The following is a 13,581-nucleotide window of genomic DNA, read 5'->3' on the forward strand; positions in this document are numbered from 1 at the left end:
GTGCTCCCGCGGCGACTCTGACACCGCAGTTCAGGTCGAGTCCCGGAACCACGTTCCGGTGCTGCCCAGGGACCACCACAGTTCAGGAGCGAGTCCGTATGCTCACCGACTTGTCGCACAGCCGCCCCAGCACGCCTGCCCAGACCACGCACGCTCCGCCCCGGCGCTCGCACGACGACGCCCCCGACACCGCGTCCCTCTTCGCCCGGCTCGCCGCTCTCGGCGACGGCCCCGAGCGGGACGCACTGCGCGACGAACTGGTGGCCGCCTGGCTGCCCATGGCCCACCGCATCGCCGGCCGTTTCCGCGACCGCGGCGAGTCCGTGGAGGATCTGCGCCAGGTCGCCGCACTCGGCCTGGTCAAGGCCGTGGACCGCTACGACCCCTCGCGCGGTGCCTTCGAGAGCTACGCGGTGCCCACCATCACCGGCGAGGTCAAGCGGCACTTCCGCGACCGGATGTGGGCCCTGCGCGTGCCCCGCCGGGTACAGGAACTGCGCAACCGGGTGCGGGTGGCCCGCCGCGACCTCACCCAGAACCCCGGCGCCCCCGAACCTTCCGTCGCCGACCTCGCCGCGCACACCGGGCTGACCGAGGACGAGGTCAGCGCGGGCCTGGAGGCGCTGGAGAGTTACAGCACCCTGTCCCTGGACGCCGAACTCGCCGCCGGCGACGACGGTTACAGCCTCGCCGACACCCTCGGGGGCTCCGACGGCTCCTACGACGTCGTCATCGACCGGGAGGCGGCCAAGGAGGGGCTGCGCCGGCTGCCCGAACGGGAGAGGGCGATCCTTTACATGCGCTTCTTCGAGGACATGACGCAGAGCCGGATCGCCGACCGCCTGGGCATCTCCCAGATGCATGTCTCCCGCCTCATCAGCCGCAGCTGCGCCCGCATCCGGGCCGAGGCCCTCGGCCAGTGACACCCCGTCAGGCGGCGCGCGCCCGGACCGGCACCTCCAGGGGCCGGGCCAGGCCCGCCACGGCCTCGTCGAGGCGCTGCAGATGCCGCAGCACGCGGTCCGTCACCCGGCCATAGCGCGGAGCGCGCAGGGTGCCCGGCCCCAGCATCGCCGCGATGCTGGGGCCCGTCTCGATCTCGGCGGCGGGCTGGCGGTCGTCGACCTGGGCGGCGATCGCCTCGATGTTGTGCACGATCCGCTGCCCCGCCCCGCGCAGCCGGGGATCCGCCGCGATCGCCGGATGGGTGGGCAGCAACTCGGCCGTCGCCGCGAGGGACCGCGCATGGTAGGCGCACGTCTCGAGCAGCGCCACCACATAGCGCGCGGTGTCCCGGCGGGACCGCAGCGGGGTGATCGGATGCGTCAACGGCTGGACCGCGGCCCGCAGATCGGCCAGCGCCTGGTCCAGGTCGCGGGCCTTCTCCACCAGGTCGGCCGGCGGCGCCCCGCTCAACTGGTCGGCGGCGGCCCGGGTCACGTCGGCCAGCCGGTCCAGCGTCGTGACGAGCAGCTCGTCGGTACGGCGGTCGGTGTGCACCGGCAGCACCACCGCGGCCGCGATCACCCCGCAGACCGCACCCAGCGCCGTCTCCCCGATCCGCAGCACCAGGACGTCCAGGCTGTAGGTGTTGAGCAGCGTGTACAGCAGGCCCAGCATCGCCGTCACGAAGAACGACATCAGGGTGTACGACAGCGGCGCCGAGTAGAACATCGCGAAGACGAACAGCAGCACCAGCCCGAACGCCGTCCAGGTGTGGTGCCCGACCAGCCCCGCCAGCCCGATGCCGGCCACCACGCCGAGGACCGTGCCCAGCAGCCGCCGGTACCCCTTGACCAGGATCTCGCCGGTGGACGCGGTGTTGATGAAGACGATCCAGCAGGTCAGCACCGCCCAGTACCAGCGCTGGGCGGACAGGAACTCGCCGCCCACGATGGCCAGCGACGAGCCGACGGCCACCTGCACCGCCGCGCGCGTGGTGGGCCGGCGGAGCCCGGTGGCCTCCTCGGTCTCGCCTTCCTCCTCCTCGGCGACCTCGATGGCCGCGTCCTCGGCGTCCAGTTCCTCGCGGGACCGGGACGTGGCCGGGGTGTCGTCGGACTCGTCCTGCGGCCCGTCCAGCGCGATCCGCAGCCCCATGACGGCTCGGGCGGCCTCGCCGACCCCCCGGAAGACGTCCTGCACCGCGGGGTCGGCGGTCGGCAGGTTCTCCTCCTCGCGGTAGCCGAGGAGCCGGTTGCGCAGCCGGGACAGCGCGGTTCCCGGCTGTGGCCCGGCCGGCCGCAGCACCAGCAGCCGCAGCGCCTCCAGGTCCAGCCGCAACTGCTCCAGCGCTTCGTCCCGGGCCGGCAGCGGGGGCGCCGAGGGCAGGTGGGCACCGGGCAGATGCAGGGTGAGGGTGTCCGCCCGCCGGGCGCTGCGCGCGGTGAGCAGCATCAGCCCGAGCCGCTCGGCGGCGATCTCGGCGTCCGCGATCCGGCGCTGCACCAGCCGGGCCACCGCCTCGTCGGAGGTGCCGTCCGGGAGCCGCCCCTGGATCAGCAGCGCCGTCTCGTGCAGCCGGGCGGTCCTGACCCGGACCTCCTCCACCGCCTTGTCCAGCTCGTCCGGCCCGGCGTCGAGCAACTCCGCCTGCGCGGCCACCAGTTGGGCGAACCGGCCCCGGAAGGCCCGCCGCAGCCGCCCGAGGATGCCCGCCGGAGTCTGCGGCACGAGCACGAAGCGCGCCAGGGCCGCGCTGCCGAAGGCGACCGCGATCACGACGTACAGACCCGGCAGCGCGGGTCCGGTCGCGTGCACGAACAGCGAGGCGAAGTAGATCTGGAAACCGATCAGCCCCAGTGCCGTGCCCCGGTCGCCGAACCGCCGGCTGTAGACCGCGCAGAAGATGAGTGCCACAAAGAACAGGTCGCCGACCACGACCCGCTGGTTGAGCAGCGCGCCCAGTGACATCGAGACCAGTGCCACCGGCAGCCCCAGGGCGAGCGTGACGGCCTGCTGGGAGCGCCCCTTCTCACGGATCGCGAAGGTGGCGACCATCGCCGCGATGGCCCCCGCCACCAGATGGGACACGTCGAGCCGGAGTGCCGCCAGCACGGCGAGTGTGAGCGCGATGGAAAGGACCGTCCGCAGACCGGCGGTGAAACGGAGCAGACCGGGGTCGGCCGCCGCGAGCCGTCCCCGCACCTCCGCCCGCACCGACCGCCCCGCCGTGCTCACCTGGCCGCGCTCTGCGTCAGGCCGTGGCTGCGCCGGGGCCCTCGGCACGGGCCCGGACCTGCTCCGGGGTCAGATAGGCGTTCGTGTACTCGAAGTCCTTGAGCGTGGCGGGCTTGCGGGACTGGAAGCCGGTACGGACGAAATCGTCGCCGGCCACCGCGTTCAGCAGCCAGTTGGTCGCCACCCGGGTCTTGGCCACGTTGGTGCGCAGCGCCGACCAGTGGTAGCCGCGGGCCACCGCCTGGGCGGGCAGCCCGCGCAGTTCGATGCCCAGCGGCTTGGAGACCGCGTCCTTGCCGCCGAGGTCCACCACGAGCCCCAGGTCCTTGTGCACGTACCGGTGCAGCGGCTGGTTGCGCAGGGCCGCGAAGACGTTGTCGGCGACCACCTTGCCCTGCCGCATGGCGTGCTGCGCGGTGGGCGGGCAGACCGCGCCCGCCTCGTCCTTCGCCTCGTCCGGCACGGCGGCCGCGTCGCCGAGCGCGAACACGCCGTCGTGGCCCGGCAGGGTCATCTCGGCGTCGACCGCGAGCCGTCCCCGGACCGTCTCCGCGCCCAGGGTGGCGATCAGCGGGCTGGCGACCACACCGGCGGTCCAGATCAGGGTGTGGGTGGGCACCACCCGGCCGTCGGTGAAGGTGACCTCCTCCGGGCCCGCCTTCTCGATCGACACCCCGAGGGAGACCTCGATGCCGCGGCGGCTCAGGATCTCCTGGGCGCTGCGGCCGAGCTTGTCGCCCAGCTCCGGCATCAGCTTCGGCGCGATGTCGATCAGATGCCACTTGATCAGCTTCGGGTCCAGGTTCGGATAGCGCTGCAGCGCCGCATGGGTGAGCCGCTGCAGGCAGGCCGCGGTCTCGGTGCCCGCGTATCCGCCGCCGACCACCACGAACTGCAGCCGCGCGGCCCGCTCCGCGGGGTTGTCGCTGGCGTCGGCCAGGTCGAGCTGGGAGATGACGTGGTCACGGATGTAGGCGGCCTCGGCCAGGGTCTTCATGCCGAAGGCGTGCTCGGTGAGACCCGGGATGTCGAAGGTGCGGGTGACGCTGCCCGGGGCCAGCACGATGTAGTCGTAGCGCTCGTTCACCAGCTGGTCGGTGATGGTGCGGACCACGCACACCTTGGACTTGAGGTCCACGCCGATCGCACCGCCCGGGATGATCCGGGTGCGGTACTTCTTGCTGCGGCGCAGCGAGACGGCGATCGACTGGGGTGTCAGTACGCCCGAGGCGACCTGCGGCAGCAGGGGCAGGTAGAGCTGGTAGGCGAAGGGCGCCACCAGGGTGACGTCGGCCTCGTCGGGGGCGAGTTTCCGTTCCAGTCGGCGGACGCATTCCACTCCGGCGAAGCCTGCGCCCACCACCAGGATCCTGGGTCGTGTCACGGTGTCCATCCCTTTCCGCTGCTCCAGGGGCCCGGGTCACGCCGTTCGCATGCCCTGGAACGCTTGCCTCGCACCAGTTCGATCCCACCGTGTCCGACGCCGTTCCGCCAGCCGGGCGGCGCAGGCAGACGAACGCATGGGCTCCAGCATGCCCCTCGATCAAGAGGAGTAACCGGCTGTCGCACAGATATGCGCCGGACTTCCGTCCGGTACAAGGTCGTCCACGGCGATCACGTACGCCAGTAGAGTGCCCGCCATGGCGCACACCCAGCCCGGAACGGGCTTCCAGCAGCGGCACATCGACCCCGACCGCGTGGCCCCGCTGGTGGGCGCCCTGGACTCGCAGGACGCCAATCCGGGCGTACGACGGCTGCGCGCCTGGGCCGAGGAGGCGCTGGCGGTACGGCTCGGCGAGCGGCTCGTCGACGTCGGCTCCGGCACCGGCTCGCAGACCCGGGCACTGGCCGCAGCCGTCGGCCCGGACGGCGTCGCGATCGGTGTCGAGCCCAACCCGAGTCTGCGGGCGATCGCCGAGGAGCGGTCCCCGGGCAGCCGGGTCCGTTTCGTGCACGGCGAGGCGGCCGCGCTGCCGGTGCCCGACGGCTCGATGGACCTGGTGTGGTGCGAGCGGGTGCTCCAGCACCTCTCCGACCCCGAAGTGGCCGTCGCCGAGATGGCCCGGGTGCTGCGGCCCGGCGGCCGGGTGGCGCTGCTGGACACCGACTGGGGGACCACTGTGCTGCACCCCGGCGACCCGGCGGTCGTACGCGCGCTGACCGCGGCCGCCCTCAACGGTGCCAACCCCTACTCCGGGCGCCGCCTGGTCGGCCAGCTCAGCGCGGCCGGATTCGTGGTGGACGACCGAGGCTCGCAGGCCCTGCTCCAGGACCATCGCACGGTCGCCTGGCCGCTGATCCGCATGCTCGGCGAGGCCGCCGTGCGCACCGGCGCCCTGACCGAGGAACAGCGGGACACCCTGTACGCCGACCTCACCGAGGCCGCCGAGCAGGGGGCGCTGCACATGTCGGTGACGATGTTCGGGGTGGTCGCACACCGTCCTGAGTGACCGCGCCCGCCGCTCACCGGGGCCGGAACCGGGCCGCTCACCACGGCAGGAAGACGTGGATGTCCTTGCCGGTCTCGGTGACGACCACGCTGACCTGGTCGCACAGGGTGTGCAGCAGGTGCCAGCCGACGCCACCCCCGCCGTGCCGCGGATGGAAGGGGCGCGGCTCGGGCTGGACCCGGCTGGTGTCGTGCATGGTGATGTGCACACCGTCGTACGTGCGTCGCATCCGCAGCTCGAAGGGCCCCGGCGCGTACTGGACGACATTGGCGGCCAGCTCCGTCACGACCAGCAGGATGTCGTCCCAGCACTCGGCGGCGGTGGGCGGCGAGGTACGCGCGAGGTCGGCGAGGTAGCCGTCCACGGCCAGCCGGGCGCCGGTGACATTGCGCAGCTCGCCGGGGAAGGAGACCGTGCGTTCGAGGGTCTCCTCCGTGGAGCGTCCGCGGTCGCGCCGTGGCCCGGTCGACATGTCGTCTCTCCCGGCCCTGGGGGATCTCAGGGCCGTACTCGCTGTCGGATCTTTCCCCTCGCGGCGAGTTCCCACTGCCGCACCGGCTAAGCGTGCCGCACTCAGCGGAACACGTCGTCCGAGTCCTCCCAGTCGGCCGGCTCCGCCGGGCCCGGCCGGCGCACGGCGCGCGAGCGGGCCTGGTACATGGCGTCGATCTCGGCCGCGTAGTGGCGCGCTATGGCGTCCCGGCGCAGCTTCATCGACGGAGTGAGCATACCGTTGCCCGGGGCGAACGGTTCCTGGATCACCCGGTAGACCCGGATCGACTCGGAGCGGGACACCACACTGTTGGCGGACGCGATGGCCCGGGCGATCTCCTCACGCAGCGCGTTCTCCTCGCGTGCCTCCCGCCCGGCCGAGTCGCCCGGCAGCGACAGGGCACTCCGCCAGTGCGCCAGGAAGTCCGGGTCCAGGGTGATCAGCGCACCCACACAGGGCCGGTCGTCGCCGACGACCACCGCCTGGTGCACCAGCGGATGCAGCCGCAGCCGCTGCTCCAGCGGGGCCGGGGCCACGCTCTTGCCGCTGCTGGTGATGATGATGTCCTTCTTGCGGCCCGTGATGGTCAGATAGCCCTCGGGGTCGAGCCGCCCGATGTCCCCGGTGGCCAGCCAGCCGCCGCGCAGCGCGGCCCGGGTCGCGTAGTCGTCACCGACGTACCCCTGGAACACGGACGGCCCGCGCACCAGGATCTCACCGTCGTCGGCGACCTGGATCTGGGTGCCCGGCAGGGCCTGGCCGACGGTGCCGGACTTCTCGCGGCCCAGCGGCTGCATGGTGATCCCGCCGCTGGACTCGGTCAGCCCGTAGCCGTCGTGCACGGGAACGCCGATGCCCTCGTAGAACAGGGTGAGTTCACGACTGAGCGAGGAGCCGCCGGAGGTGGCCCGCAGCACCCGCCCGCCGAGCGCCGCCCGCAGCCTGCGGTACACCGTCCGCTCGTACAGGGCGTGTTGCAGCCGCAGATCGAATCCCGGACCCGCCCCGGTGCCCAGCCGCGCCCGCTCCTGGGCGGCGGCGAAGTCCCGCGCGGTCTCCGCGGCCCGCTCGAACAGGGTCCCCCGGCCCGTCTGCTGGGCGGTGCGCAGGAAAGTCTTGTACAGCTTCTCCAGCACCGAGGGCACGGCGTACAGATACGTCGGTCTGAAGGTGCCCAGCGCCGACGCCAGCGCGATCTCCGACATCTCCGGCTCGTGGCCCATCAGGATCCCGCCGCGCAGACAGAGGACCATCACCATCAGGCCGTACACGTGCGAGAACGGCAAGTAGGCGAGCACGGAGGCCTGTTCGCCGGGACGTGCGGCGGTGTGCCCCCAGCCCGCGACCAGCGTGTCGCACGGGTACGCCAGACTGCGGTGGCTCAGCGCGCAGCCCAGCGGACGGCCCGAGGTGCCTGAGGTGTAGGTGATCGCCGCCGTGGAGTCCGGCATCACGATCCGGCGCAGCGACTCCACCGTGGTCAGCGGGACGAACGCGCCCTGCTGCACCAGGTCGGCCAGCACCCCCGCGTCCAGCTGCCAGACATGCTTGAGCCCGGGCAGGCCCTCGCACACCGTGCCGACGGTCATCACCGCCAGTTCGTCCTCGACCACCACGGCCACACAGCGGGCGTCCCGCAGGATCCACTCGACCTGGTCCCGGGCGGAGGTCGGATGGATCGGCACCACCTCCGCGCCCACCGACCACAGCGCGAGACAGAACACCGTCCACTCGTAGCGCGTCCGCGCCATCATGGCCACCCGATGACCGGGCGAGATACCCGACGCGATCAGGCCCTTCGCCAAGTCGACCACTTCGTCGCGCAGTTCGACCGCGGTGATCTCCTCCCAGCCCGCGGCGGCGGCATCGGGCCGGCGCGCCAGCACCGGGAGGGTCGGGTTCCGGTCCGCCGTCTCGAAGATGCTGTCGGCGAGCCCGCCGGCCAGGGTCGAAGCGGTAGTCGGAGCGAGGGCGTAGTCGCGCATGCGCTGCTCCTGGTTGTACGGAGGGTGACCCCACCGATCGGTACTGTTGTCGACGCGGGTCGAATGTAGCCCAGGGGAGCGCGCCCTGTGTCGGGAACGGTCAACTAGTTTCCGCCCGGTGACCAGAGCTCAGCCCTGGGTACGGCGCACACACTCCACGACGACATCCCGCAGGCTGCCCGTGCGCTCCAGGAAAGATCGCTGCTCGCGGGCTCCGGTGCCCCTGTGCAGCACTTGGGCGACGGCCTCCTCGACGCCCCCGGCGTCACCGCTGGCGGTGAGCGCCTCCTCGGTGTGCACCAGCAGGGCGCGCACCACCTCGACGGCCGGCCGGGGCCGCATGGTCGCCGGATCGAGCAGCTCCTGGTCCAGACCGGAGCGGGCGGCCTGCCAGGAGGCCAGCCGGAGCAGGCTCACGCTGTGGTCGAGCGGCGGCCGGCCGGCCCGCCAGTCGCGGGCGGCCGTCTCCACCAGGGCACGGGCCAAGGTGGCCACGAGGACGGTGGTGTCGGCCCGCAGGCACACGTCGGCCACCCGGATCTCCACCGTCGGATAGTGCACGGCCAGCCGGGCGTCGAAGTACACCATCCCCGTGTCGAGGATGACCCCGCTGGCCACCATGTCCGCGACCCGTCGCCGGTATCCCTCGGCCGAGCCGAACAGCTCGGTCGGCCCCGCCGACGGGCCGCGCGCCCACAGCCGGCTGCGGAAACTGGCATAACCGGAGTCCCGGCCCTGCCAGAACGGCGAGTTGGCGCTCAGCGCACGCAGCACCGGAAGCCAGGGCCGCAGCCGGTCCAGGACGGCGACGCCCTCCTCGTCGGACTCCACCGACACATGCACATGGCAGCCGCACACGAACTGGTCCAGCGTGGCGCTGCCGAACCGCCCGGCCATCCACCGGTACCGCTCGTGCGCGCTGAGCGCGGGCGTGACCGGCAGCGGGCAGGTGGCGAGCGCCGCCACCGCACAGCCGATCTCCCCGGCGAGCCGGGCCGCCTCCTTGCGGCAGCGCGCGATCTCGGCACCGAGGTCCGCCATGCGCAACTGCGGGCTGGTGGCCAGCTCCAGCATCTGCCCGAACAGTTCCTTCTGGAACACGGCCTGTCCGGGATCGTCCAGCGCGGCACGGTCCAGGACGGCTGCCGACTGGGGCATCGGCTCCCCGCTGTCCGGGTGGACCAGCAGAAGTTCTTCCTCCACTCCGACGGTACGCAGCACCGAGGACCGCCCTCCAGCCGGGCCGCGACTTGGGCGCGGCGGGGTCTTTCATCCCGAACTGCCCCGGCCCGGCCGCCCGGACACGTGACGGTGTCCTCGGCGGCCTACGGGGCGACGGGCTCCAGCCACACAGTGCCGAGCGGCGGTAGCGTCAGTCGCACAGCGCCCTCGTCGGTCAGCAGCGGCCCTCGGCTGACGACGTCCCCGCCGCCGTACCGCGCGCTGTCGGTGTTGAGGATCTCGCGCCAGACGGCGGCGGTCCCGGGCACGTTCAGCCGGTAGTCGGGACGGACCACGGGGGAGAGGTTGGACACCGCCAGCAGCGGCCGGGCCTCGGCGTCGAACCTCAGGAAGGCGAAGACGTTGTCCTCGGCCGCGTCCCCCAGGACCCACTGGAAACCCCCCGGATCGGTGTCCCGCTGCCACAGGGCGGGGTGCGTGCGGTACACGGAATTGAGATCCCGGACCAGATCCCGGACACCCCGGTGATCGGCCTCGGCGCCGTACTCCGGGTCGAGCAGCCACCAGTCGGGGCCCTGGGCCTCCGACCACTCCGCGCCCTGGGCGAACTCCTGCCCCATGAAGAGCAGCTGTTTGCCGGGATGGGCCCACATGAAGCCCAGATAGGCGCGGTGATTGGCGCGTTGCTGCCACCAGTCGCCGGGCATCTTCGACACCAGGGCCTGCTTCCCGTGCACGACTTCGTCGTGGGAGATGGGCAGCACGTAGTTCTCGCTGTACGCGTAGACCATCGAGAAGGTCATTTCGTTGTGGTGGTACTTGCGGTGGACCGGCTCGTGCCGGATGTACTCCAGCGAGTCGTGCATCCAGCCCATGTTCCACTTCAGCCCGAACCCCAGCCCGCCGCTGTCGGTCGGCCGGGTCACGCCGTCCCAGGCGGTGGACTCCTCGGCGATGGTCACCACGCCCGGCGCACGCCGGTACACGGTGGCGTTCATCTCCTGGAGGAACGCCACCGCGTCCAGGTCCTCACGCCCGCCGAACACGTTCGGTGTCCACTGCCCGGAGTCCCGCGAGTAGTCGAGGTAGAGCATCGAGGCGACCGCGTCCACCCGGAGCCCGTCGATGTGGAACTCCTCGCACCAGTACACCGCGTTGGCGACCAGGAAGTTGCGGACCTCCACCCGGCCCAGGTCGAACTCGTAGGTCCCCCAGTCCGGATGCTCGGCCCGCCGCTCGTCCCCGGGCTCGTACAGCGGGTCCCCGTCGAAGCGGGCCAGCGCCCAGTCGTCCTTGGGGAAGTGGGCCGGCACCCAGTCCATGATCACGCCGATTCCGGCCCGGTGCAGGGCGTCGATCAGGTACTTGAAGTCGTCGGGGGTGCCGAGGCGGGCCGTCGGCGCGTAGAAGCCGGTGACCTGGTAGCCCCAGGAGCCGCCGAAGGGGTGCTCGGCGACCGGCATGAACTCGACGTGGGTGAAGCCCAGGTCGTTGACGTACGCGGGGAGTTCCTCCGCCAGCTGCCGGTAGGTCGATCCCGGCCGCCAGGACGGCAGATGCACCTCGTACACCGAGAACGGGGCCTCGTGCACCGGGGTGTCGCCCCGGTGCGCCATCCACTCCGCGTCGCTCCACTCGTGGCGGGAGACCGCCACGATCGACGCGGTCGCGGGCGGCACCTCGGTACGGCGGGCCATCGGGTCGGCCTTGAGGAACCGGCCGCCGTACCGGGAGGTGATCTCGAACTTGTAGCGTGCACCCTCGCCCACACCCGGCAGGAACAGCTCCCAGACCCCGGCCGCGCCCAGCGAGCGCATCGGGTACTGCGTGCCGTCCCAGCAGGTGAAGTCCCCGGCCACCCGCACCCCTTGCGCGTTCGGCGCCCATACCGTGAACCGGGTACCGGTCACCCCTTCGTGGGTCATCGGCTCGGCACCGAGCGCCTTCCACAGCTGCTCGTGCCGTCCCTCACGGATCAGATGCAGGTCGAACTCCCCGAGCGCGGGCAGGAAGCGGTACGGGTCGTGCACCTCCTGCTCGCCGCCGTCGCCTTCGCCGTCCTCGTATGTGACGAGCAGTGTGTACGAGGGGAGTTCGGCGTACGGGAGTACGGCCGCGAAGAACCCGTCGTCCTCGGGCGTCAGGGGGATCCGTGCCCCGTCGACGAGCACGCTCACCGCACGGGCGTGCGGACGCAGCGCGCGGACGAGGGTGCCGCCGTCCACCGGGTGGGCGCCGAGCACGGCGTGCGGATCGTGGTGGGCGCCCGAGAGCAGGCGGCCGCGGTCGTCGGCGTCCAGTGGCGGGGCCGTGGAACGGGACGGGCCGGAGGGCTCGGGAAGCGAAGAGTCGCGCAGTGCCATGAGGTCAGCCTCCCCAGCGGGCGAGCCGCTCGATCGCGGCCATCGGAACGGGAAGCCAGGCCGGCCGGTGCCGGGCTTCGTACACCACTTCGTACACCGCGCGGTCCGTCTCGTGCGCGCGCAGCAACGCGTGCTTCCCGCGCGGATCCCAGCCGGCCCGGGCAGCGTAACCCGCGCAGTAGGACTCCCGGCAGCGGCGGGCCCACTCCGGGCGCCAGGGGCGGCTCTGTCGGGCCGCGTAGTCGAAGGACCGCAGCATGCCGGCCACGTCCCGCACCGGGGACTGGGTGCTGCGCCGCTCGGAGAGCGGCCGGGACGGCTCGCCCTCGAAGTCGATGACGAACCACTCGCGGTCCGCCCGCAGCACCTGCCCGAGATGCAGGTCGCCGTGGATCCGCTGCGCCTGCGGTCCCGCGTCACAGGTGGCGAGCGCGTCGAAGGCGCCCCGCAGCCGCGGCACGTAGGGCCGCAGCGCCGGCACCGCGTGCGCGGCCGCTTCCAGCCGCGCCGACATGGCCTGCGCGGTACGGCCGTGTTCGTCGTGGACGGCGGACGGGAAGGCGGCGGCGAGCGCGAGATGCACGTCCGCGGTGGCCCGGCCCAACTCGTGCGCCTCGACGGCGAAGTCGTCCCCGGCCGCGAGCGCGCGCAGCGCGAGGGTCCAGCCGTCGGCCGCGTCCGGCAGGAAGGGCTGCAGCACTCCGAGGGTCGCCGGGCTCGGCTCGGTGGTGCGGAACCAGGCCACCGGCGCGGGCACCCGTGCACAGCCCTGCGCGGCCAGCGCCCCGGGCACCTCGAGGTCCGGGTTGATGCCGGGCTGGATCCGCCGGAACACCTTCAGGATGTAGGAATCGCCGTAGACCAGCGAGGAGTTGGACTGCTCGGCGGCCAGCAGGCGGGGCGCGAGTCCACCGGGTATCCGGGTCCGCGGAGCGCTCTCGAAACGCAGCGGGCCGACCGTGCCGGGCATCCGCAGCCGGTCAAGGAGCAGTTCGGCCGCACGGGGGTCCTGCAGGGCGTCGTACACCGCGAGTCCGGCCAGCGGGCCCTCCTCGGCGCGGCCGATGTACGCCCGCTCCAGCCGGGGCGTGCGGTGCTCGCGTACGCCGAGCAGGAGCTGGTAGCAGTCACCGGACGGGGCGCTGTCCCCGCCGGGGGAGTGGTCGGCGTGGACGAGCAGATGCAGACAGCCGGGAAAGAGCTCGGTCAGGGACAGTACAGAGAGGTCCGTGACGGGCCGGTCCTTGCCCGCGAACCAGCGCTGCCGGGGCAGCCAGTCGCGCAGCAGTCCGCCGAGCGAGGCCAGCGGCCGGTCGAGGCCGGTGGCCGCCGTGCTCCGCGGGAGGTCAACGGTCTTCGTCATCGTGACGCGTCCTTTCCTCGGCTCCGCACGCTCAGCGCCGACGGCCGATGCGGGAGGCGACTCGGGCGAGCCGGAACCAGTAGAAGCCGTGCCCCGCGAGGGTGAGCAGGTAGGGCAGTTCACCGATGGCGGGGAACCGCACCCCGCCGATCAGCTCGACCGGATGCCGGCCGTCGTAGACCCGCAGATCGAGTTCGGTGGGCTGGGCGAACCGGGAGAAGTTGTGCACGCACAGGACCAGGTCGTCCTCGTACTCCCGCAGGAACGCGATCACGGCCGGGTTCGACGACTGGAGTTCGGTGTAGGACCCCAGTCCGAAGGCAGGATTCTGCTTGCGGATCTCGATCATCCGGCGCGTCCAGTGCAGCAGCGAGGACGGCGAGGACATCGACGCCTCGACGTTGGTGACCTGGTAGCCGTAGACCGGGTCCATGATGGCCGGCAGGTACAGGCGCCCCGGGTCGCAGGTCGAGAAGCCGGCGTTGCGGTCCGGCGTCCACTGCATGGGGGTGCGGACCGCGTCCCGGTCACCGAGCCAGATGTTGTCGCCCATGCCGATCTCGTC

At 72.2% G+C, this 13,581-nt stretch carries 10 protein-coding genes; 2 read left to right on the forward strand and 8 right to left on the reverse strand.

All coding sequences use genetic code 11. From position 1 onward, the window contains the following. The first annotated feature begins 98 nt into the window (after positions 1 to 98). Positions 99 to 923, forward strand: coding sequence for a SigB/SigF/SigG family RNA polymerase sigma factor (locus tag AB0N16_RS32170; protein WP_365802843.1), 825 nt, complete (start codon positions 99 to 101; stop codon positions 921 to 923). A gap of 7 nt (positions 924 to 930) precedes the next feature. Here the strand turns inward: AB0N16_RS32170 and AB0N16_RS32175 are convergent, their stop codons facing one another. Continuing rightward, positions 931 to 3,180 (reverse strand): FUSC family protein, encoded by a 2,250-nt coding sequence (locus AB0N16_RS32175; RefSeq protein ID WP_365802844.1) that lies wholly within the window; start codon positions 3,178 to 3,180, stop codon positions 931 to 933. Between the two features lie 16 nt (positions 3,181 to 3,196). Beyond that, complete coding sequence (locus AB0N16_RS32180) at positions 3,197 to 4,573, reverse strand: NAD(P)/FAD-dependent oxidoreductase (RefSeq protein WP_365802846.1); 1,377 nt, start codon at positions 4,571 to 4,573, stop codon at positions 3,197 to 3,199. A gap of 247 nt (positions 4,574 to 4,820) precedes the next feature. Here AB0N16_RS32180 and AB0N16_RS32185 point away from each other — a divergent pair, with 247 nt between their 5' ends. After that, positions 4,821 to 5,630: a methyltransferase domain-containing protein gene (locus AB0N16_RS32185; RefSeq protein WP_365802848.1), complete on the forward strand. Its 810-nt coding sequence runs from the start codon at positions 4,821 to 4,823 to the stop codon at positions 5,628 to 5,630. Between the two features lie 37 nt (positions 5,631 to 5,667). Here the strand turns inward: AB0N16_RS32185 and AB0N16_RS32190 are convergent, their stop codons facing one another. The 6 genes from AB0N16_RS32190 to AB0N16_RS32215 all read right to left on the reverse strand — a co-directional run. After that, positions 5,668 to 6,102 carry an ATP-binding protein gene (locus tag AB0N16_RS32190; RefSeq protein WP_365802850.1) on the reverse strand — a complete coding sequence of 145 codons (435 nt, stop codon included), beginning with the start codon at positions 6,100 to 6,102 and terminating at the stop codon, positions 5,668 to 5,670. Positions 6,103 to 6,203: 101 nt separating this feature from the next. Beyond that, positions 6,204 to 8,108, reverse strand: a complete 1,905-nt coding sequence (locus AB0N16_RS32195) for an AMP-dependent synthetase/ligase (protein ID WP_365802852.1) — start codon at positions 8,106 to 8,108, stop codon at positions 6,204 to 6,206. A gap of 129 nt (positions 8,109 to 8,237) precedes the next feature. Then, complete coding sequence (locus tag AB0N16_RS32200; protein WP_365802870.1) at positions 8,238 to 9,326, reverse strand: glutamate--cysteine ligase; 1,089 nt, start codon at positions 9,324 to 9,326, stop codon at positions 8,238 to 8,240. A 107-nt stretch (positions 9,327 to 9,433) separates the two neighbouring features. Continuing rightward, positions 9,434 to 11,653, reverse strand: coding sequence for a 1,4-alpha-glucan branching enzyme (glgB, locus tag AB0N16_RS32205; RefSeq protein ID WP_365802854.1), 2,220 nt, complete (start codon positions 11,651 to 11,653; stop codon positions 9,434 to 9,436). A 4-nt stretch (positions 11,654 to 11,657) separates the two neighbouring features. Beyond that, positions 11,658 to 13,016: a maltokinase gene (locus AB0N16_RS32210; protein ID WP_365802856.1), complete on the reverse strand. Its 1,359-nt coding sequence runs from the start codon at positions 13,014 to 13,016 to the stop codon at positions 11,658 to 11,660. Between the two features lie 31 nt (positions 13,017 to 13,047). Further along, on the reverse strand, positions 13,048 to 13,581 hold a 534-nt coding region (locus tag AB0N16_RS32215; protein WP_365802858.1), incomplete at its 5' end, for an alpha-glucosidase C-terminal domain-containing protein.

Origin of the sequence: Streptomyces sp. NPDC051105 (assembly GCF_040682795.1) — a bacterium.
Taxonomy (GTDB): Bacteria; Actinomycetota; Actinomycetes; order Streptomycetales; family Streptomycetaceae; genus Streptomyces.